General features: G+C 64.9%; 27 protein-coding genes. 26 read left to right on the top strand and 1 reads right to left on the bottom strand.

All coding sequences use genetic code 11. The features are described from left to right. The first annotated feature begins 156 nt into the window (after positions 1-156). The 14 genes from ACWJKU_RS06425 (at position 157) to ACWJKU_RS06360 (ending at position 8,675) form a co-directional block, all read left to right on the top strand. On the top strand, positions 157-609 hold the full coding sequence (locus ACWJKU_RS06425) for a phage virion morphogenesis protein (RefSeq protein WP_454146899.1): 453 nt from the start codon (positions 157-159) through the stop codon (positions 607-609). Between the two features lie 89 nt (positions 610-698). Beyond that, on the top strand, positions 699-1,655 hold the full coding sequence (locus ACWJKU_RS06420; protein WP_454142574.1) for an IS5 family transposase: 957 nt from the start codon (positions 699-701) through the stop codon (positions 1,653-1,655). A 473-nt stretch (positions 1,656-2,128) separates the two neighbouring features. Continuing rightward, a complete protein-coding gene (locus ACWJKU_RS06415; protein WP_454146897.1) occupies positions 2,129-3,250 on the top strand; it encodes a hypothetical protein in 1,122 nt (373 codons plus the stop codon). A gap of 19 nt (positions 3,251-3,269) precedes the next feature. Beyond that, positions 3,270-4,196 (top strand): major capsid protein, encoded by a 927-nt coding sequence (locus ACWJKU_RS06410; RefSeq protein ID WP_454146895.1) that lies wholly within the window; start codon positions 3,270-3,272, stop codon positions 4,194-4,196. A gap of 13 nt (positions 4,197-4,209) precedes the next feature. Beyond that, positions 4,210-4,407, top strand: coding sequence for a hypothetical protein (locus ACWJKU_RS06405; protein ID WP_454146893.1), 198 nt, complete (start codon positions 4,210-4,212; stop codon positions 4,405-4,407). Continuing rightward, positions 4,404-4,736, top strand: a complete 333-nt coding sequence (locus tag ACWJKU_RS06400; protein ID WP_454146891.1) for a capsid cement protein — start codon at positions 4,404-4,406, stop codon at positions 4,734-4,736. The genes ACWJKU_RS06405 and ACWJKU_RS06400 overlap by 4 nt, the downstream gene beginning before the upstream one ends. Before the next feature lie 2 nt (positions 4,737-4,738). Further along, positions 4,739-5,035 carry an Acb2/Tad1 domain-containing protein gene (locus ACWJKU_RS06395; protein ID WP_454146889.1) on the top strand — a complete coding sequence of 99 codons (297 nt, stop codon included), beginning with the start codon at positions 4,739-4,741 and terminating at the stop codon, positions 5,033-5,035. Positions 5,036-5,041: 6 nt separating this feature from the next. Further along, positions 5,042-5,476: a gp436 family protein gene (locus tag ACWJKU_RS06390; protein WP_454146887.1), complete on the top strand. Its 435-nt coding sequence runs from the start codon at positions 5,042-5,044 to the stop codon at positions 5,474-5,476. After that, the gene (locus tag ACWJKU_RS06385) at positions 5,476-5,940 is read left to right on the top strand and encodes a Gp37 family protein (protein WP_454146885.1); all 465 of its coding nucleotides are present in this window, start codon (positions 5,476-5,478) and stop codon (positions 5,938-5,940) included. The genes ACWJKU_RS06390 and ACWJKU_RS06385 overlap by 1 nt, the downstream gene beginning before the upstream one ends. Then, positions 5,937-6,170, top strand: a complete 234-nt coding sequence (locus ACWJKU_RS06380) for a hypothetical protein (RefSeq protein ID WP_454146883.1) — start codon at positions 5,937-5,939, stop codon at positions 6,168-6,170. Before ACWJKU_RS06385 ends, ACWJKU_RS06380 begins: the two co-directional genes overlap by 4 nt. Before the next feature lie 3 nt (positions 6,171-6,173). Then, positions 6,174-7,604 (top strand): phage tail sheath subtilisin-like domain-containing protein, encoded by a 1,431-nt coding sequence (locus tag ACWJKU_RS06375; RefSeq protein WP_454146881.1) that lies wholly within the window; start codon positions 6,174-6,176, stop codon positions 7,602-7,604. A 2-nt stretch (positions 7,605-7,606) separates the two neighbouring features. After that, a complete protein-coding gene (locus tag ACWJKU_RS06370; RefSeq protein WP_454146879.1) occupies positions 7,607-8,131 on the top strand; it encodes a phage major tail tube protein in 525 nt (174 codons plus the stop codon). A gap of 138 nt (positions 8,132-8,269) precedes the next feature. Beyond that, complete coding sequence (locus ACWJKU_RS06365) at positions 8,270-8,512, top strand: phage tail assembly protein (RefSeq protein WP_454146877.1); 243 nt, start codon at positions 8,270-8,272, stop codon at positions 8,510-8,512. 25 nt (positions 8,513-8,537) lie between these two features. Then, positions 8,538-8,675: a hypothetical protein gene (locus tag ACWJKU_RS06360; protein ID WP_454146875.1), complete on the top strand. Its 138-nt coding sequence runs from the start codon at positions 8,538-8,540 to the stop codon at positions 8,673-8,675. Here the strand turns inward: ACWJKU_RS06360 and ACWJKU_RS06355 are convergent. Further along, positions 8,663-9,223: a hypothetical protein gene (locus tag ACWJKU_RS06355; RefSeq protein WP_454146873.1), complete on the bottom strand. Its 561-nt coding sequence runs from the start codon at positions 9,221-9,223 to the stop codon at positions 8,663-8,665. The two genes, ACWJKU_RS06360 and ACWJKU_RS06355, sit on opposite strands and share 13 nt — an antisense overlap. Positions 9,224-9,340: 117 nt before the next feature. Here ACWJKU_RS06355 and ACWJKU_RS06350 point away from each other — a divergent pair, with 117 nt between their 5' ends. The 12 genes from ACWJKU_RS06350 (at position 9,341) to ACWJKU_RS06295 (ending at position 20,341) form a co-directional block, all read left to right on the top strand. Then, entirely contained in the window at positions 9,341-11,827 is a 2,487-nt protein-coding gene (locus ACWJKU_RS06350; protein ID WP_454146871.1) for a phage tail tape measure protein, read from the top strand. Beyond that, positions 11,827-12,741, top strand: a complete 915-nt coding sequence (locus ACWJKU_RS06345) for a phage tail protein (RefSeq protein WP_454146869.1) — start codon at positions 11,827-11,829, stop codon at positions 12,739-12,741. The genes ACWJKU_RS06350 and ACWJKU_RS06345 overlap by 1 nt, the downstream gene beginning before the upstream one ends. Continuing rightward, a complete protein-coding gene (locus ACWJKU_RS06340; RefSeq protein WP_034175821.1) occupies positions 12,741-12,947 on the top strand; it encodes a tail protein X in 207 nt (68 codons plus the stop codon). The genes ACWJKU_RS06345 and ACWJKU_RS06340 overlap by 1 nt, the downstream gene beginning before the upstream one ends. Continuing rightward, entirely contained in the window at positions 12,935-14,122 is a 1,188-nt protein-coding gene (locus ACWJKU_RS06335; protein ID WP_454146867.1) for a phage late control D family protein, read from the top strand. The genes ACWJKU_RS06340 and ACWJKU_RS06335 overlap by 13 nt, the downstream gene beginning before the upstream one ends. Beyond that, entirely contained in the window at positions 14,119-14,652 is a 534-nt protein-coding gene (locus tag ACWJKU_RS06330) for a phage baseplate assembly protein V (protein WP_454146865.1), read from the top strand. Before ACWJKU_RS06335 ends, ACWJKU_RS06330 begins: the two co-directional genes overlap by 4 nt. Before the next feature lie 63 nt (positions 14,653-14,715). After that, positions 14,716-15,069, top strand: a complete 354-nt coding sequence (locus ACWJKU_RS06325; protein ID WP_454146863.1) for a GPW/gp25 family protein — start codon at positions 14,716-14,718, stop codon at positions 15,067-15,069. Further along, positions 15,066-16,172, top strand: a complete 1,107-nt coding sequence (locus ACWJKU_RS06320) for a baseplate assembly protein (RefSeq protein WP_454146861.1) — start codon at positions 15,066-15,068, stop codon at positions 16,170-16,172. The genes ACWJKU_RS06325 and ACWJKU_RS06320 overlap by 4 nt, the downstream gene beginning before the upstream one ends. After that, complete coding sequence (locus tag ACWJKU_RS06315) at positions 16,165-16,803, top strand: phage tail protein I (protein ID WP_454146859.1); 639 nt, start codon at positions 16,165-16,167, stop codon at positions 16,801-16,803. Before ACWJKU_RS06320 ends, ACWJKU_RS06315 begins: the two co-directional genes overlap by 8 nt. Before the next feature lie 15 nt (positions 16,804-16,818). Continuing rightward, the gene (locus ACWJKU_RS06310; protein ID WP_454146857.1) at positions 16,819-18,708 is read left to right on the top strand and encodes a phage tail protein; all 1,890 of its coding nucleotides are present in this window, start codon (positions 16,819-16,821) and stop codon (positions 18,706-18,708) included. A 14-nt stretch (positions 18,709-18,722) separates the two neighbouring features. Next, positions 18,723-19,298, top strand: a complete 576-nt coding sequence (locus ACWJKU_RS06305) for a DUF4376 domain-containing protein (protein WP_454146855.1) — start codon at positions 18,723-18,725, stop codon at positions 19,296-19,298. A gap of 4 nt (positions 19,299-19,302) precedes the next feature. Beyond that, positions 19,303-19,776: a hypothetical protein gene (locus tag ACWJKU_RS06300; RefSeq protein WP_454146854.1), complete on the top strand. Its 474-nt coding sequence runs from the start codon at positions 19,303-19,305 to the stop codon at positions 19,774-19,776. 151 nt (positions 19,777-19,927) lie between these two features. Continuing rightward, the gene (locus ACWJKU_RS06295) at positions 19,928-20,341 is read left to right on the top strand and encodes a DNA adenine methylase (protein WP_454146852.1); all 414 of its coding nucleotides are present in this window, start codon (positions 19,928-19,930) and stop codon (positions 20,339-20,341) included. Positions 20,342-20,359 lie beyond the last annotated feature (18 nt).

The following is a 20,359-nucleotide window of genomic DNA, read 5'->3' as shown; positions in this document are numbered from 1 at the left end:
GCGAAGGAGTCGGCAGCCGAGCCGACGGCAGGTTCATTGAAACCGGGGAGCTGACCACGGGGCTCGCGCTCCCCGCTAGACCTCATCAGTCCCCGAAGGGAAAGGGCTCGTAAGCGATTTACGACGGTCAGCTCAACCACAGTATAGGCCACAACCATGATCGAAATCACCATCTCCACCGCCGCCCTCGACCGGGCGCTGACCCACCTGGAACAGGCCGGGCGCAACCTCAGCCCGGCCTTCAAGGACATCGGCGAAGCGCTCATCAACAGCACTCGCGAGCGTTTCGACGAAGGCCGGGGGCCGGACGGCACACGCTGGGCCGACAATCGCCCGGTGACGCTGGCCCGCAAAAATGGCGCGAAGCCCCTGATCGGCGAAACCGGACTGCTCTCCACCGAGATCCACTACGACGCCGGCCCGACGCGCGTGATGGTCGGCAGCAACAAGGAATACGCCGCCATGCAACAGTTCGGCGGCAAGAAAAGCGAGTTTCCCCACTTGTGGGGCGACATCCCGGCCCGGCCCTTCGTCGGCGTGTCCAAGGCCGACGAAGAAGAAATCCTCGCCATCGTGCTCGACCACCTGAAGCGCGCCGCCGGGATCTGATTTACACCCATCGTAAAGGAAACTCTGAACAAGTCCCTGGCCCCGATAAAATAATGCCCAACGTCCAATTTTCGACAGGTCGACCCCCGATGAAGCAACTCGGACTCAGTGCCACCGTGTTTGTGAAGAAACCAAAGCTGACCAAGCGTCAGAAATTTCTCCAGGAGATGGAGCAGGTGATTCCTTGGGGGTTGTGGACGAGCCGGATTGCGCCGTACTACCCGACGGCCGGCCGGGGCAGGCGTCCCTTTCCTTTGGAGACGATGTTGCGCATCCACCTGATGCAGCACTGGTTCGGCTACTCCGATCCGGCGATGGAAGAGGCGCTGCATGACATTCCGATGCTACGCGAGTTTGCCGGGCTGGATGCGGGCGAGGACGCCATGCCGGATGAAACCACGATCCTCAAGTTCCGGCGCCTGTTGGAAACCCATCAGATGGCGCAAACCCTATTCGATGAAACGGCGGCCCTATTGGCGGAAAAGGGCTTATTGTTGCGTCAAGGGACCATCGTGGATGCCACCCTGATCGCCGCCCCGCCGTCCACGAAGAACCGCGAGCGGAAGCGGGATGGCGAGATGAGTTCGACCAAGAAGGGTAACAATTACCACTTTGGCATGAAGGCGCACATCGGCGTGGATGCTGATTCAGGCTTGGTGCATACGATGGAAGTCACCACCGCCAAGGTGGCGGACGGGGTCATGACCGAGGCCCTGTTGCACGGCGAGGAGCAGGTCGTCCTGGGCGATCGGGCCTATACCCGCAAGGACCGCAATCTGGAGGTCGAACGCCAGGAGGGCGAGCCGGTCTGGGCGTTTCCCTTCAAGCGTAAGAAGGGCGAGGACTTGCCTGCGGAACAAGCGCTTCACAACCGCATGCTGGCCGCGCTGCGGGCGGTGGTCGAACACCCCTTCCGGATCGTCAAACGCCAATTCGGCTATACCCAGGTCCGGTACCGGGGACTCTTCAAAAACGGGCAGCAACTCTACCTGCTGTTTGCCCTCAGCAATCTCTACCAGGTGCGGGAGGAGTTGAGGGCGGCCTAGGGATCAATCCGTGCATCGCCCCGGAAAACCGGGGGCGAGGGGCGGAAAGAGCGCCGATAGCGGGCGCCAATGGGGAGGGAAAAACGACCTTTTTCGGCTGGTAGCCCCGGCCGGTTTATCGGAGCCACCAATAAAACGCACTTATTCAGAGCTTCCTAAAGGATTTGTGCATCATGCAAAATGCAGCCACGGAGTTTGAAACCTCGAAGAAACCAGCGGTCAAGTCCGCGAACACGCGCGGCACATTTAAGGCCCGCCAAGCGATTTTGACGGGCGGGATAGGGAAAGCCCCGCCCACGAAAAACGAGGGGCGCTAAAAGAATTTACGAAGCCTTGGCGCCCCATCCTTCCCCCGCCTTCCCGCTGTCGATTTCCTCCCGTCCCCGAACCCGGCCCCGCGCCGGGTTTTTCGTTCAGTAAATCAGTAAAGTCGATTAAAAGACCGCCCCCGCCCCGCCGCCGATCATGGCGGCATGAACACGACCAAGCCCCTCCACATCTTCAAGCCCGGCCGCCAGATCGCGATGTCTGGCGTGACGCTGGAGTTTTCCGAATCCGATCTTGAGGCGAGCGCGGCCGCCTACGACCCGGCCAAGCACGAGGCGCCGATCGTCATCGGTCACCCCAGGCACGACGCCCCGGCCTATGGCTGGGTGAAGTCGCTGGCCGCCGGGGCCGATGGCCTTTCTGCCTTGCCGCACCAGGTCGATGCCGACTTCGCCGAGCTGGTAGCCGCCGGCCGTTACAAGAAGATCAGCGCCAGTTTCTACCTGCCCGACGCCCCCAACAACCCGGTCCCCGGCGTCTATTACCTCCGCCATGTCGGTTTCCTGGGCGCCCAGCCCCCGGCGCTGAAGGGCCTCAAGCAGGCCGAGTTCGCCGATGCCGAAGACGGCGTGGTCGAGTTCGGCGACTGGGGCATGGAGACCAACGCCTCCCTGTGGCGCCGGATGCGCGAGTGGATTCTGGCCAAGTTCGGCCAGGAAACCGCCGACCAGGTCGTGCCCGACTGGCAGATCGAATCCATCCGCGAAGCCGCGCGCCAGGACGACGATGCCCCGCGCGCCGCCTTCGCCGATCCCATCGTTTCCCCGACCCACCCACCTCACGAGGAGAACCATGCCGTGACACCCGAGGAAAAGGCCGCACTGGAGGCCGAAAACGCCCAGCTGAAACAGCGCCTGGCGGACGCCGATGCGCGCGAGAAGGCAAGCGTGGCCGCCAAGCGCCACGGCGACCACCTGGCCTATGCCGAGCAGCTCGTCGGCGATGGCAAGCTCGCCCCGAAGCATAAGGACGCCGTGGTCGCCTTCCTCGACTTTGCGGACGGCGAGACCACCCTGGAGTTCGGCGAGGGGGATGCCAAGCAGCCGCTGGCCACCGCCTTCAAGTCCTTCCTCGGCGACCTGCCCAAGGTGGTCGAGTTCGGCGAGACCGCCACCAAGGACAAGGCCTGGCAGCAGGCCGCCGGCAACTCGGTCGACTACGGCGAGAACGTCGATCAGGACCGCCTCGCCCTCGACGGGAAGATTCGCCAGTACATGCAAGAGCACAAGGTGGATTACGCCACCGCTGCCTCCTGCGTGATCAAGTAACCCAACCCAGGAGATTTCAATGGGCCGTTTATCCAACCTGCGGGTCGTTGACCCGGTTCTGACCAACCTGTCGGCCGGCTACAGCAACGCCGACCTGGTGGGCGATGTCCTCTTTCCCTTCGTTCCGGTGGACAAGGAAGGCGGCAAGATTCCGAAGTTCGGCAAGGAAGCCTTCAAGATTTACAACACCGAACGGGCGCTGCGGGCCAAGTCCAACCGCATCAATCCCGAGGACGTGGACAGCGTCACCGTCTCCCTCGACGAGCACGATCTGGAATACCCGATCGACTACCGCGAGAGCGACGAGGCCGCCTTCCCCCTGGAAGCGCACGCCACCCACGTCGTGACCGAGGGCATCCGCCTGCGCCACGAGAAGAAGGTGGCCGATCTGGCGCAGAACACCGCGAACTACGCGGCCAGCAACAAGATCGTCCTGGCCGGCACCAGCCGCTTCACCGACAAGGCCAACTCCGACCCGATCGGCGTCTTCGAGGACGGCAAGGAAGCGATCCGGCAGAAGATCGGGCGCTACCCGAACACCGCTGTCATTGGCGCCGCCTCCTGGAAGGCGATCAAGCAGCACCCGCAGTTCCTGGAGCGCATCAAGTACAGCATGAAGGGTGTGCTGACCGTCGAGCTGATCCAGGAAATCCTGGAGGTCGAGCGCATCGTGGTCGGCCGCGCGGTCTATTCCAGCGACGCGGGCACCTTTGGCGACCTGTGGGGCGACAACATCGTGCTCGCCTACGTGGCCCAGCAGCGCCAGGGCGCCGAGCGCACACCCTACGAGCCGTCCTTCGGCTACACGCTGCGCAAGAAGGGCATGCCGCAGATCGACAAGCGCACCGAGGACGGCAAGCTGGAGCTGGTGCGCAACACCGACAACTTCGGTGTGTATCTGCTCGGTGCCGAAGCCGGCTTCCTGATCGCCGACACCAACGCCTAACCGGGAGCCGCTGATGGAACAGGAAAAGAAACCCTACCAGGTCGGCGCCACGGCGCTGCTGCTCGACGGCGAGCGCGCCGAACCCGGCGACATCGTCGAGCTGACCGACAAGGAAGCGGCCGCCCTCGGCGACCACGTGTCCCCGGCGGCCGCCGCTGCGGCCAGCGCCGGCGACGAATCCAAGGCCCCCAAGAAAGGAGCTAAAGCGTGAAGACCCAACAATCCTGCCTGACCACCTCGGTCACGGCTGCAGCCGCCCTGAGCCGGCTGCGCTTCGTCGGACTGACCGGCGCCGTGTGCGCCGCCGGTGCCAAGGCATTGGGCATCACCGAGACCGCCGCCGACCTCGGCGAACAGGCCCCGGTGAACACCCACGGCATTCTGCTGGTGGAAGCTGGCGCCGCCATCGCTGCTGGTGCCGAAGTCGAGTCCGACGCCGCTGGCCGCGCCATCACCAAGGCCGCCGGCATCAGCAACGGCTTCGCCCTGGATGCGGCTGCGGCGGCCGGCGACGTGATCCGCATCGTTCGGGGCATCTGAGCATGGACAACCAGCACAAGCTCATCGCCGGCTACCGCGACCTGACCGAGGACGAAATCGCCTTGATGAACGAGGTGAAAGCCAAGGCAGCCGAGGTCGGCACGCTCGTGGAGAAGCTGCGCGAGCGCCTGCCGGCCTTCAAGATGGACGGCGAGCCCATTCAGGTGGGCGACCAGACCCTGATCGGCGTCAGCGAGGAGGCTTACGAGACCGACCGCTGGATGACGATCGGTACGGACAACCTGCAGCAAGGCTTCATGGCGCTGATCCGCGCTGTGGCCCGGCCGACCACGTTCTGAGGCGACATGCGTTACTGCTCGCTCGCCGACCTGCAGCTGGCCATCCCGCCGCAGACGCTGATCTGGCTCTCCAACGACGACGAGTCGGCCACCGCCATGAACCAGGCAGTGGTCGAGGAAGCCGTCAGGCAGGCGGAAGAGCTGGTCGATGCCCATCTGCGCGGGCGCTACAACCTGCCGCTCGACCCGGTGCCGTCCGTCGTCAAGGACATGACGGTCAATCTGGCGCGGCACTGGCTGTATGCCCGGCGGCCGGAAGGCAGCGAGCTTCCCGATGCGGTCACCCGCACCTACAAGTCCGCCCTGCAGATGCTGGAGGCCATCCGCGACGCCAAGCTGACCATCGGCGTGCCGACCGGAGAAGCCGCACCGGAGCCGGGCGAGATGAAGGTGCGTGCGCGGCCGCGCCGCTTCGGCTCTGACCTGCTGGATCGGTACTGATGGCCACCACCCTGCAGATCATCGACGCCGTGGTGGAGCGCCTGAAGGTGAAGCTCCCCCAGCTGGCCGTCGAGTATTTCCCCGACCGGCCGGCGGAATACCGGCTCAACCACCCCAGGGGGGCGCTCCTGGTGAGCTACCTGGGGAGCCAGTTCGACACGACCGTCGACGTCACCTACATCGCCCAGCCGCGCACCGTGAAGCTGTCGGTCACGGTGGTCCTGCGCCAGCTCAACGGCAAGGGCGGCGCCGTCGACGTGGTGGATGCGGTACGGCGGGCGCTGGTGGGCTTCCGCCCGCCGGACTGCCGCAAGGCCTGGGCCGTGTCCGAGAAGTTCCTGGGCGAGACGGCCGGTCTGTGGCAGTACGCCGTGGATGTGGCCTCCGAGGCCATGCTGGTCGAGGACGCCGACGTCAACACCGAAACACCCCTGACCCTGGTTACTTACGAGGAGAACCCATGAAATACCGTTACAGCGGGCCGACCAGCGGCGTGACGCTGCAAAAGAGCGCAGACGACCCCGATGCCCAGGAAGTGATGCTCCATACCGGCGCCGAGGTCGAGCTGCCGGAAGAGCACGAGTACACCAAGACCCTGCTGGCCCTGGGGCACCTGACCCCGGTGAAGCCGGCCGCCAAGACGTCGGCGCGCACCAGCGCCGGCACCGACGAACCCGCAGCGAAAGGAGCGTAAGCGATGGCTGCAAACTACTTGCATGGCGTAGAAACCATCGAGGTCGAAAAAGGCAAGCGTCCCGTTCGCACGGTGAAGTCGGCCGTGATCGGCCTGATCGGCACGGCGCCGATCGGCGCGGTCAACGTCGCCACCCTGACCCTGTCCGAGAAGGATGCGGCCGCCTTCGGCTCGCAGCTTCCGGGCTTCACCATCCCCCAGGCGCTGGATGCGATCTACGACCACGGCGCCGGCACGGTGATCGTGATCAACGTGCTCGACCCCACGATCCACAAGACGGCCGTGGTTTCCGAGGCCATCGCCTTCGACGCCTCCACCGACCGCGTGAAGCTCGCCCACGGTGCCGTGGCCGCGCTGGTGGTGAAGAGCAACGACAACGCCGCCACCTACGTGCTCGGCACCGACTACACGGTCGATACGCTCACCGGCGAGCTGACCCGCGTCAAGGGCGGCAACATCATGGCCGGCGCCAGCGTCAAGGCCAGCTACGACTACGCCGACCCGACCAAGGTCACGGCGGACGACATCATCGGCGTCGTCGACGCGGCGGGCGTGCGCACCGGCCTGAAGGCGCTCAAGGACACCTACAACCTGTTCGGCTTCTTCGCCAAGATTCTGATCGCCCCGGCCTTCTGCACGCAGAACTCGGTGGCGGTCGAGCTGATCGCGATGGCCGACCAGTTGGACGCGGTGGCCTACATCGACGCGCCGATCGGCACCACCTACGCCCAGGCGCTGGCCGGTCGCGGCCCGGCCGGGACGATCAACTTCAACACCTCCAGCGACCGCGTCCGGCTGTGCTACCCGCACGTGAAGGTGTATGACCCGGTGCTCAATGCCGAACGCCTGGAGCCTTTGAGCGCCCGCGCCGCCGGCCTGCGCGCCAAGGTCGATCTGGACAAGGGCTTCTGGTGGTCCAGCTCCAACCAGGAACTGGCCGGGGTGATCGGCGTCGAGCGCCAGCTCTCGGCGATGATCGACGACCCGCAGTCCGAGGTGAACCTGCTCAACGAGCAAGGCATCACCACCGTGTTCTCCAGCTACGGCTCGGGCTTCCGGCTGTGGGGCAACCGCACCGCCGCTTGGCCGACCGTCAGCCACATGCGCAACTTCGAGAACGTCCGCCGCACCGGCGACGTAATCAACGAGTCGCTGCGCTACTTCAGCCAGCAGTTCATCGACATGCCGATTAACCAGGCGTTGATCGACGCCCTGGTGGAGTCGGTGAACGGCTACGGCCGCAAGCTGATCGGCGACGGCGCGCTGCTGGGCTTCAAGGCGTGGTTCGACCCAGCGCGCAACGAGGAGACCGAGCTGGCCAACGGGCACCTGCTGATCAGCTACAAGTACACCCCGCCGCCGCCCCTGGAGCGCCTGACGTTTGAGACCGAGATCACCTCGGAATACCTGCTGACCCTGAAGGGAGGTAACTGATCATGGCCGGCAAGATCGAAATCAACCGCATCACCAACGCCAACATCTACGTGAACGGCAACTCGCTGCTCGGCCGCGCCGAGGAGATCAAGCTGCCCGACATCTCAGCCATCATGCAGGAGCACAAGGCGCTCGGCATGGTCGGCAAGATCGAGCTGCCGGCGGGCTTCGACAAGCTGGAGGGCGAGATCAAGTGGAACTCGCTGTACAAGGATGTGGCCAAGACCGTGGCCAACCCGTTCAAGGCGGTGCAGCTGCAGTGCCGCTCCAGCATCGAGACCTACGGCGCCCAGGGCCGCATCTCGGAAGTGAGCCTGGTCACCTTCCTGACCGTGATGTTCAAGAAGAACCCGCTCGGCACCTACAAGCAGCACGACAACGCCGAGTTCGGTTCCGCCTTTTCGGCCACCTACATCAAGCAGGTGGTCGATGGCGACGAGGTGCTGGAGCTGGACTACCTGGCCAACATCTTCCGCGTCGGCGGCGAGGACATGCTGGCCGACTACCGCAGCAACATCGGCGGCTGACCCTTCACCTCTTCCCCCTGCAGGCCCACTTCGGTGGGCCTTTTCATTTGTTAAAGCCGTTTAACTGACCCACGCCCGGCGCCGGCCGACAATCCTTCGCGTACCTCTTTGTTTCTCAACCCACGCGAAGGAAGCCTCATGGAACTCACCCTCAAGCACCCGTTCACCAACGCCGCCGGCCAGCGCATCGAGAAGCTCACCGTCCGCCGCGCCAAGCGCGCCGACATGAAGGCCGCCGCCAAGTACAGCAAGGACGAAGGGGAGCAGGAAGACTTCCTGTTTGCCCAGATCACCGGTCTGACGCTGGAAGACATCGACCAGCTCGACCTGGCCGACTCGAAGGCGCTGACCGACACCTTTCGCAGCCTGGTGGACAACTGACGAAGCGCTGCGGCCGCTGGACGAAGTGCTGCTCACGGTCCTGCGCATTCAGCCGTCAGAGATCGACGGCCTCGACATGGAGGACTACTGGTTCTGGATCGGGGTCGCCGAGCGCGAGGTCAAGCGCCGGAACGAGATGATGCAGTCGCTTTACGGCCGATGAACACCGCCACGGCCACCAGCAAACCGCCGATGAAGGAAGCGCCGGCCGCCAGGGGCGCGCCGGCCATCGCCCAAGGCGGTCTTCTGGTCGTCCGGCAGGCGGCGGAACTGGCGCAGCTCGCGGTAGCCGATGCCCATGCGGGACATGCTTTCGAGAGCCTCTTCGCCAAACGCTTGGAGATTCTTGATGTCCAGATCGGCCTTGTCTTCAGACATGCCGAGCAGGCCACAAAACTCCGCCCATGTACCTTTCAACTCCGAACCGTTCGGAGCGCGCATTCCAGCAAGTTGTTGATACAGTTTATTTTTCTTAACAATTTCCAATTTAGAAACCGAAACTGTTCGGGAAAATTGCTCGAATGCACCAGCCATCTGCGCCTGCCCGAGCAACTGGTTGACCAGATCGCGGCCTTGCCCGTAACCCTGCTGCAGGGCGGCGAGCTGCTTGGCCGCTTCTCCGGCCTCTTCGAGGCGCTGCGGGTTGAAGCCGTGCCAGGGTGAGCGCGAAGGGGAAGAGGAAAAGCGCCACCCAGAATGGCAAGTGCGCAAAGCACGCCCAGGCAAGCCACGCGGCGCCGCTGCCGATGGCTAGCCAGTAGAGCGTCTTGGCGGTAGTGAGGGCGGTTTTTTCAAACATGTTTCTAGGATAGCAAAAGGCAAAACGGCATGGCCAATGAACTGCGCGTAGGGGTCAAGATCGGCGCGGTGCTGTCCGGTACCTTCCAGGCCGCCTTCGCCTCGGCGCGCGGCACCTCGTTGAAGCTCGGCCAGGCGGCCGACGAATTGCGCGTCAAGCACGCCCGGCTGGGCGATGTCATGGCGCGCGCCATGTCGCACCCCACCCGCAACGTGGGCGAGCTGCGCCGCCAGTATGAGCGGCTCGGCCAGACCATCGATCAGCTGCGGGCCAAGCAGGAGAAGCTGGCGGCCAGCATGGCGCGGGGCGAGGCGCTCAAGGCGGCCCGCGCCGATCTGCGCGGCCAGGCGATGGAGACAGCCGGCACGGCGGTCGCCCTGGGCGCTCCGGTCGTGCAGTCGGTTCGCCTGGCGGCCGGCTTCCAGGATCAGATGCGGGACATCGCCATCACCGGCGAATTCACCAGGGCCGAGGAAGCCAGGATCAGCGGCACCGTCCGCGATTCGGCAACCCGATGGAACCAGACCCAGGCCGAAATCGGGCGGGGCCTCGGCGTGCTGGTGGCGGGTGGCATCCAGGACGCGAAGGCGCTGGAGCACTACGCGCCGATCATGGCCAAGGCGGCCACGGCGACCCGTGCCAGCATGGACGACCTGGGCAGTGTGGCCATCGCCCTGAAGGACAACCTCAAGGTCGGCGAGGAGGGCTTCGAGGGCGCGCTGAACATGCTGGCCTACGCCGGCAAGCGCGGCCAATTTGAAATCCGCGACATGGCCAAGTGGTTGCCAACCCTGACACCAAGTTTTGCGGCAATGGGCGTGACCGGCAAGGAAGCCGTGGCCGAGATCGGCGCCGCCCTGCAGATCGCCCGCAAGGGCGCCGGCTCGAACGACGAGGCAGCCAACAACTTCCGCAACTTCCTGCAGAAGCTGTTCTCGCAGGACACGAAGAAGGATTTCGAGAAGGCCGGCATCGACATCGAGAAGAGCCTCAAGAACCTCCGGGAAAAGGGCCTGACGCCTGTCCAAGGCATGCTCGAAGTCATCACCCAGTACATGGGCAAGAAGAGCCCGGAGGCCGCCGGCCAGTTCCAGAAGGCGATGGCCCTCAAGGATGACAAAGAGCGCGAACTTGCCCTGCAGCGCCTGTCCGAAGCCTACAAGCTGGGCGAGCTGTTCCAGGACATGCAGGCAATGAACTTTATCCGCCCTGCGATCGCCAACAAGGGTGAGATGAAGGACATCCAGCAAGGCAGCATGGATGCAGCCGGCAAGGGGCTGCTCGATGCCGACTTCAAGAAGCGCATGGAAGGCGCCACCGAGCAGTTCAAGGCGTTCAAGATCGGCGTGATGGACATCGGCATCACCATCGGCGACGCGCTGCTGCCACCGCTGACCGAACTGTTGCAAGAACTGAAGCCAGGCATCAAAGCCTTCGGCGACTGGGCCAAGGAACACCCCGGCCTTATCAAGGGCGTGATCGGCCTGGTCGGCGGCCTGCTGGCGGGCAAGATGGCCTTCATCGGCATCAAGTACGGCCTCAACCTGGTGCTCTCGCCGTTCAACGCGCTGGGCACCACCATCACGGCGCTGTCCGGGAAATGGACGTACCTCCAAGCCATGTGGCAGGCCGGACGCTTCGCTCCCGCGATCGCCAGCCTTCGCTCCATCGGGAGCACCATCCTGGCAGTCGGCCGCTTCCTGCTCCCCTTTGGCCACGGGCTGCTGATGAGCGTGCTGGGGCCGCTCAAGCTGGTTGGCCAGGCCGTTCTATGGCTGGGCCGCGCCCTGCTCCTGAATCCGATCGGTCTGGCCATCACCGGCATTGCCTTGGGCGCCTACCTGATCTACCGCAACTGGGACAAGCTCAAGCCCTGGTTTCAAGGTCTGTGGGGCCAGATCAAGGCAGCCTTCGCCGGCGGCATCGGCGGCGTGGCCAAGCTGATCCTCAACTGGTCGCCGCTGGGGCTGTTCTACAAGGCATTTGCCGGCGTGATGAAGTGGTTCGGCATCGACCTGCCCAAGAACTTCACCGACTTCGGCGCCAACCTGATCGGCGGCCTGGTGAGCGGCATCAAGGCCAAGCTCAGCGCGGCCAAGGACACCATCGTCGGCTTCGGCAAGGGCGTGAAGGGCTGGTTCGCCGATACCCTGGGCATCAAGTCGCCATCCCGCGTCTTCATGGGCTTCGGCGACAACATCGCCCAGGGCGCTGCGATCGGCATCGGGCGCTCGGCCGGGCTGGCCTCCAAGTCAGCCGCCGGCATGGCCTCGGACACGGCGGCAGCCGCAGCAGCGCAGCGCATCAACGCGGGCCGGGCTGGTGCCGGTACCGCAGGCGCGGCGGCCGGTACCGCCGGGGGAATGACCATCCACTTCAGCCCGACGATCCAGGTCCAGGGCGCTGCGGCTGAAGGCGTCAAAGGCCAGATCACCGAGGCGCTCAACCTCTCGCTGTATGAGCTGGAGCAACTGATCAAGCGCGTGACGGCGCAACAAGCACGGAGGGCCTACTGATGTTTGCGCTCCTGGGCGACGTCCAGTTCGACCTCATCACCTACTTCGACGGTTTCGAGTCGCAGTTCGGCACCGACTTCGCCGAGCACGCCCTGATCGAGGGCAAGCCGCGCCTGCAGTTCATTGGCGACAAGCTCGACGAAATCCGCATCCAGCTCGCCTTCCACCTGCACTACTGCGACCCGGAGGCCGAGCTGGCCAAGCTCAAGGATGCTCTGGCGGCACACCAGGCGATGGCCCTGGTGCTCGGCAACGGTGACTACAAGGGCTGGTTCGTGCTGACCGATGTGCAGGCGACTAGCAAGCACACCGACAAGGCCGGCACGCTGATCGCGCTGGAAGCCAGCATCACCCTGCGCGAGTTCGTCGGCGACAAGAAGAACCCGCTGCCGCCGCCCGCCGTGCAGCCCAAGCTGCCGCCGGCCGCCGCCAAGGCCCTGCCGGCCAGCCAGACCGCTGGCGTCACCACGCTGGCCAGCGGCGCCACAGCGGTGCGCGGCAACATCCGCCAGGCGGTGACCTACGCCAACCAGGCGCAGTCCGCGTTGCGGGTGGCGGTGGATGCCGCACGCCTGGCGCAGAAGCTGCGCGACAACCCGCTGGCGGCGCTGGGCCGGGTGCCCAGCCTGCTAACCGGCATGAAACAGGTGGCCGGCCCGCTGGAGAAGCTGTCGCCGACCTTGGCCAGCCTGACCAGCCAGTTGCCCGAGGCGTCCGGCATCCTGCGTGCCAGCAACAACGCCCTGGGTGCGGTGCGCAACGCCCAAGGCGCCCTGTCGGTCGTCAGCGCCGGCACCGTGACCGGCCGCATCGACTACTTGGCCGGCCAGCTCTCGACCGCAACCGGCGCGCTGGAGTCGGCGGCGCCGAGCATCAGCAAGCTGGCCGGCAAGGTCGTGACGAGGACGATCTGATGTACCTGACCCACATCACCACCGAAGGCGAGCGCTGGGACCAGCTCGCTACCCGTTACTACGGCGATCCGCTGCAGTACGAACGCATCGTCGCCGCCAACCCGCACGTGCCGCTGGCCACCACCTTGCCGGGTGGCCTGACGCTGTCGGTGCCGGTGATCGAACAGCAAGACCTGTCCGAGGAGCTGCCGCCGTGGCTGCGCTGACCGACCAGTTGCCCACCGCCGTGGCCAAAGTGCCGCACCCGGTGTTCGTGCTCTCTTACGAGCAGAAGAACATCACCCGCGACGTCACGCCCTACGTGCGCTCGGTCACCTACACCGACTACCTGTCCGGGCAGTCCGACGAGCTGGAGGTCGAGCTGGAGGACGCGGACGGCCGCTGGGTGCGCCACTGGTATCCCGGCAAGGGCGACACGCTGTCGCTCAAGATCGGCTACGAGGCGGCGCCCCTGCTGCCCTGCGGGGCGTTCGAGATCGACGAGATCGAGTTTGCCCAGCCGCCGGCCACGGTATCGATCCGGGGCCTGGCCACCGGCATCAAGAAGTCGGTGCGCACCCGCGCCGGCCGCGCCTACGAAAACACCACGCTGGCAGCGATCGCCCAGCGCATCGCCAAGCGCAACAAGCTGACCCTGACCGGCAAAATCCGCGACATCCGCATCGACCGGGTGACGCAGTACCAGGAGCGCGACGTCGAGTTCCTGACGCGCCTGGCGCGCGAGTACGGCTACGCCTTCAAGATCGTCGGCAGCAAGCTGGTCTTCACCGAACTGGCCGACTTGCGCGACGGCGGCACGGTGGCCACCCTCGAGGCCACCGACCTGATCGCCATCCGCCTGCGCGACAAGATCAAGGACATCTACCAGGAAGCCAAGGTCAAGTACCACGATCCGAAGACCAAGAAGCTGGTGGTCTATGGCGTGAAGGGCGACCAGGTGACCGAGGTCGGCCAGACCACCACCGCCAGGAAACAGTCCGGCCAATCGACCAGCAGCGACACCCTGAAGCTCTCGTCTCGCGGGTCCAAGGCGGCCGTACAGGCGAAGGCACAGGCAGCACTGGAGGCGGCCAACCTGCAGCAGACCGCCGGCAGCCTGACCGTGCCGGGCAACCCCAAACTGGTCGCCGGCACCACCTTCGAGCTGGCCGACTGCGGCAAGCTCTCCGGCAAGTACCTGGTGGAGTCGGCCCGCCACCGCCTCGATCGCGGCGGCTACATCACCGAGCTGGAAGTGAAGCGCGTCGCCCTGCCCATCACCTCGGGCACCGGCGGCGCCTCGGCCAAGAAGAAGTCCGGCAAGACTCTCAACGTGTACGGCGTCCAGCGCAGCGGCCAGGTGGGCGTGGTCGGCACTTCCCAAGCGAGCGCGAAGAAATGAGCGAGACCCTGCAAGAGTTCGGCGCCAGCTTCAAGTTCGGCACGGTCTCGGCCGTCGATGCCAAGACCTGCCGCGTCCGCGTGCGCCTGCCCGACTACGACAACCTGCGCACCGCCTGGCTGCCAGTGCTGCAGGCCAAGACCCTGCGCGACAAGCACTACCACCTGCCCGACCTCGGCGAGCACGTCGTGGTGCTCCTGGACGGGCGCGGCGAGGACGGCGTGGTACTGGGCGCGGTCTATTCGAGCGCCGACGCTCCGCCGGTGGCCAGCGGCGACAAGCACCACGTGCGCTTCGACGATGGCGCCGAGTTGGAATACGACCGTGCCAGCCACCAGCTCACGGTCAAGGGCGGCATCCAGAGGGTGGTGGTCGAAGTTGGCGCCGACATCCTGCTCAAGGCCGGCGCCAAGGTCACCGTCGACGTGCCTGAGACCGAGGTCACCGGCAACCTGCTGGTGAAGGGCAACATCAGCGCCACCGGCACGATCATGGATGCCGGCGCCAACTCCAACCACCACAGCCACTAGCCGCTGGCCAAGCCTTAAATCACTTTAATATCCCCCGGCCGGGGATGGCGGCACGATAGCCGCATGACCCGGCTATCTGACATTTCCTCCGTTCACTGGCAGCCCGCCCTCAAGAGCCTCGACGTGGTCGAGGCCGAAGCGGACATCGACCAGGCCATCCGCGTGATCCTTGGCACCCCCAAGGGCAGCGACCCGCATCGCCCGGACTTCGGCTCCAACCTGCACCTCTATCTGGATTACCCGATCGACCAGGCCGTGCCGCATCTGGTGCGCGAGACGGTCGAAGCGATCCGCCGGTGGGAGCCGCGTTGCCAACTGGTCAAGGTCACGCCCTCGATCATGGAGGCCCAGATCACCCTGCGCGTGCAGTGGAAGCTGGCAGATGGCGTTCTACGTGAGACAGAGGTGCGCCTGTGAGCCTGCCCGAGCCGAGTTTCATCGACCGCGACCCGCAGGCCATCACGACCGAGATCGTCGCGCAGTACGAGCAGCTGACCGGCAAGACGCTTTACCCGGCGCAGGTCGAGCGCCTGCTGATCGATGTGATCGCCTACCGCGAGACCCTGGTGCGCATCGGCATCCAGGAGGCGGCCAAGCAGAACCTGGTCGCCTACGCCCGCGCACCGATGCTCGACTACCTGGGCGAACTGGTCGGCGTCACGCGCCTGCCGGCGCAACCGGCGAAGACCACGCTGCGCTTCACCTTCGCGGCGGCGCTGGCCACCAACCTGCTGATCCCGGCCGGCACCCGCGTCGAGGGCGGTGACGGCACGGCCACCTTCGCCACTGACGCCGATGTGACCCTTCTGGCTGGCCAGCTGTCGATCGACGCGGCCGCGACTTGCGAGGAGCCCGGCGCCGCCGGCAACGCTTGGCAGCCGGGGCAGATCAACAACCTGGTCGATGATCTGGGCGACGTCGAGGTGACGGCCGCAAACACCACGGTCACCTCCGGCGGCATCGAAGAGGAGGAAGACGACCGCCTGCGCGAGCGCATCAAGCTGGCACCGGAAGCCTTCAGCACCGCCGGCAGCCGGCTGGCCTATGTGTTCCATGCCAAGAGCGCCCACCAGAGCATCGTCGACGTGGCGGTGCTGTCGCCCACGCCCGGCGTGGTCAAGCTCTATCCGCTGCTGACCACCGGCCTGCCGGACGCGAACATGCTGTCCCTGGTGGAGGCCACCTGTTCGGCCGACCGTGTGCGGCCGCTGACCGACAACGTGCAGGCCCTGGCACCGACCTCGATCGACTACGCCATCGACGCCCAGCTGGTGCTCTACAAGAACACCGACGTCGCCAGCGTGCTCGCCCAGGCACAGGCCGCAGCGGAAGCCTACAAGGCCGACCGCGCCGCCGGCCTCGGCCGCGATATCGTGCCGGTGCAGGTCGAGGCCGCACTCAAGGTCGCCGGGGTGTACGACATCGTCCGCACCGCCCCGGCCAAGATCGTGCTTGCCGAGAACGAGTGGGCGCGCTGCACCGGCATCAACCTGGTCGTGACGGGGACGGTCGATGGCTGACGCGCTGCTGCTCCCGCCGCCGCTGGCCGGCGATGAACGCTTCCAGGCGCTGGGCCAGCTGGCCGCCCGGATCAGCGACATCGACCTGTCGCCGTTGCTGGTCTATCTGGTCGATACGGTCAACGCCTCGGCGCTACCCAACCTGGCCGAGCAGTTGCACATCCTGGGCGAAGGCTGGCAGTTCGCCCGCGACGACGACGAGCGCAGGCGCCTGCTGAAGCGCGCCATCGAGCTACACCGCTACAAGGGCACCCGCTGGGCGATCCAGCAGGTGCTGGAGACGCTGGCCCTGTCCGGCCAGATCAGCGAGTGGTTCCAGTACGGCGGACAGCCCTACTACTTCAAGATCAACGTCGACCTCTCCACGCGCGGCATTGACGAGGCCACCTTCGACGCCTTGGTGGCGCTGATCACCGAGTACAAGAACGTCCGCTCGCACCTGGAGCTGCTGACCCTATCGCTGACCAACGTCAGCCAGGTGCCGGCGATCGCGGCCACCACCCTGTGCGGCGAGCTGGCCACCGTTTATCCCTACGAGCTGACCGAACTCAACCAGGTGAGCCAGGTGCCGAGCTTCGGCATCGGCCACTGGAGTGTCGAGACCGTCTGGGTCTATCCGCAGACTGCTTAATCCGAAGGAGCCCTTATGGCCAATGATTTTTTCACGATCCTGACCGCGACCGGGCGCAACAAGCTGGCCGCCGCGACGGCGACCGGAACCCCGCTGACGCTCACCCAAATGGCGGTGGGCGACGGCGACAACGGTGCCTACTACAGCCCGACCGAAGCGCAGACCGCCCTCAAGCACGAGGTGTGGCGCGGCGCGATCAATCACTTGGCAGTAGATGCCAACAACCCCAACTGGATCGTCGCCGAGCTGGTGATTCCGGACAACGTTGGCGGCTTCTACATCCGGGAGGTCGGCCTGTTCGATAGCACCGGCGCGATGATCGCCGTGGGCAAGTTCCCCGAGAGCTACAAGCCGACGCTCGCGGCCGGCTCCAACAAGCAGCTCTACGTGCGGATGATCCTGGAGGTGACCAACACCTCGGCGGTCACCCTGTTGGTCGATCCGAGCGTGGTCCTGGCCACCCGGAAATACTGCGACGACAAGGTCGCCGACGAACTCAACAAGCGGGACGGCAAGCAATCGGTGCGCGTGGCCACCACGGCCGCGATCGCGCTCGCCGGCCTGCAGACGATCGACGGCGTGGTGCTGGTGGCGGGTGACCGCGTGCTGGTGAAGGACCAGGCGGCGGGCGCAGAGAACGGCATCTACGTGGCGGCGGCCGGCGCCTGGGCGCGAGCCACGGACGCCGACAGTGGGACCAAGCTCAACGCCGGGGCGCTGGTGCCGGTCGAGGCCGGGACGGTCAACGCGGACACCATTTGGATGCTCAAGACGGACGGCGCCATCATCGTCGACGCCACGCCTATCGCTTTCCAGTGGGCCGGTGGCCTCAATGCGCCGACCCAGGCACCTGGAGACAACAGCGCCAAGATTGCCAACACCTCCTTCGTCCAGGCCGCGATCGCCGCCCTGGTCGCCTCGTCGCCGGCAGCGCTGGACACCCTCAACGAGTTGGCCGCCGCCTTGGGCAACGATGCGAACTTCGCCGCAAACGTTACCAATGCTCTCGCACTGAAGGCGCCGCTGGCGAGTCCCGCGTTCACCGGTTCGCCGACCGCTCCGACGCAGGCAGGGGGGGACAACTCGACGAAGCTGGCGACGACCGCCTTCGTTCAGACTGCCGTCGCGCCGAAGGCGCCGCTGGCGAGTCCCGCGTTCACCGGTTCGCCGACCGCTCCGACGCCGGCTCAGTTCGACAACAGTACCAAGATCGCCAATACCGCCTTCGTGCGATCACGCGGCATGTCGTTCAGTGGCTGCACACAAGTCACGAGCGGAATGACGCTGACCCCGGACTATGCCGGAAAATGCATATTTTTATATGGTACGAGCTACATTGTTGCGTTGCCCGACGCCGGCGACGTCCCGTCAGGATCGATGCTGTCCTTCTACAGCATTAGCGGATCCATCGGGATCGTTGCTCAGGCGGGTGACGCCATTTATATCAATAATAAATCTTTCACTGATCTGACATTGCTTCCGGGCGACACGATGTCCATGGTATCGGATGGCGGCAACGGATGGATTGTTGTATCCGGCTACGCCCAAGTGAGGAATGGCGAAACATTTAAAGCCGGGCGTTCTGCATGGACGTATAAGGACATTGTTCCGAGCGCGTCGGACCAGACCTACACCAACATACTGACGTTCACCTCTCCATGCAGCGGAAGGATCCACGCGTGGGCCGTGGCGAACAGTAGCGCACCGCAACCTGTCAGCCATTATCACGAGGTGACCATCAATGGCTCTCCCTATATGACCGACGGCACGCAGTTGGGCATGACGGAGATGGGCGCTGCCAGCGTATTGGGCGGCGTGCCGTGCACTGTCACCCAGAAAATCGTCACGGGAGGGGCCGGTAATTCAATCCGGATGGGCCTGATGTACCTATTCGTTCCGGCTTAGTAAGGAGGAGGAGGATGTTCTACGCCTTGGATTTCGACCAAGCAGGCAACGTGATCGCCCGTTGCGTGTATTCCGAAGAACCCGACACGTTGGCCAAGGATCAAATTGCCTGCACCGAGCAGCAATACCGCAGCTGGCAAGAGTGGCGGGTGCAAAACGATGCGCTCGTGCCGCTAGGGGCGAACGATCTGGCGGCACGAGCGAAATCGGCGCAATGGACGGCCATCAAAGCCGAGCGTGACAGGCGCAGGACCGGCGGAATCAAAGTCGGAACGTTATGGTTCCACGGCGATGCCGACAGCCGCATCCAGTACCTCGGCTTGAAGGACAGGGCGCGCGACCTGCTCGCTGCCGGCGGGGGCATGACGGACGATATCGTCATCCTGGGCCAGCCGGTGCGCTGGAAAACGATGAATGGCTCATTTGCCAACATCACGGCCCAACTCGCCATCGATATCGTGGCCGCCGCTGGTGATTTGGACGCACGGCTGTTTGCCGTGGCAGAGATGCATCGAGCGGCAATGGAGGTAGCAGACGACCCGGCTGCGTATGACTTTTCCTCCGGCTGGCCGGAAACCTTCGGGGGCTAAGCCCATGTCAGCCGTCCAACTGCTTTTTACCCGGCGCCGGCATCCAGGCAGTGCGTTGATCCGCGTTACCACCTGGTCGGCCTGGTCGCACGTCGATCTGATCGATGGCCAGTCGGTGCTCGGTGCGGTGGCCTTCCACGGCGTCGAGCGCGAGCTGCTGGCGACCCGCTTGGCCAATGCCAGCCGGGCAGCCGTCATGACGATCCCCTGCGCCGACGCCCAGGCCGTGATCGCTGCCGCCGAGGCGCAGATCGGCAAGCCGTATGACTGGCTGGGAGTGCTGGGGATTGGCCTGCATCGAGACTGGCATGAGCCGGATCGGTGGTTTTGCAGCGAAATGGCGGCCTGGGCATTCCATCAGGCCGGGCGGCCGCTGTTCCGGCCTGACGCGCTGCACCGGATCACGCCGCAGCACCTATGGATGCTGCCCTACGAGGCGCGCTTGATCGAGACGCCGGACGCTCTGCAGCCGGCATAAAGAAGAGGGCGGCGGCCGTGGTGCGGGAACACCTCGGCCGTCACCGTAACCCACAGACAGTACCTGTGAGCCTTGGCCAAGGCCCCCTTACCGTGCACACGGCGGGTCTAAGCCTAACACAATTGCAACTAACAAAAAGGGCTTACACAGAATGGAAATGCAATCTGCTTCACCCATCATCCCCTGGATCGGTGGCAAGCGCCGTTTGGCAAAACATATTCTCCCACTCTTCCCTGAGCACACCTGTTATGTCGAGCCGTTCTGCGGCGCGGCCGCCCTCTACTTCCTGAAGGCGCCGACCAAGGTCGAAGTGCTCAATGACGTGAATGGGGATCTGGTCAATCTGTACAGGGTCGTGCGCCACCACCTGGAGGAGTTCGTCCGGCAATTCAAATGGGCGCTGACCTCGCGGCAAATCTTCAAGTGGCTGCAGATCACGCCCGAAGAGACGCTGACGGACATCCAGCGCGCGGCCAGGTTCTTCTACCTCCAGAAGATGGCCTTCGGTGGCAAGGTCGAAGGCCAGACCTTGACGTGGTCCAATGCCAGCAGACACCTGAGTTAAGGAGTTAAGCTCTACAAC

It is taken from the genome of Methylocaldum sp. MU1018 (genome assembly GCF_053646775.1).
Note: the sequence above shows the minus strand (reverse complement) of the source record. Positions and strands in the feature narration are given on the sequence as shown.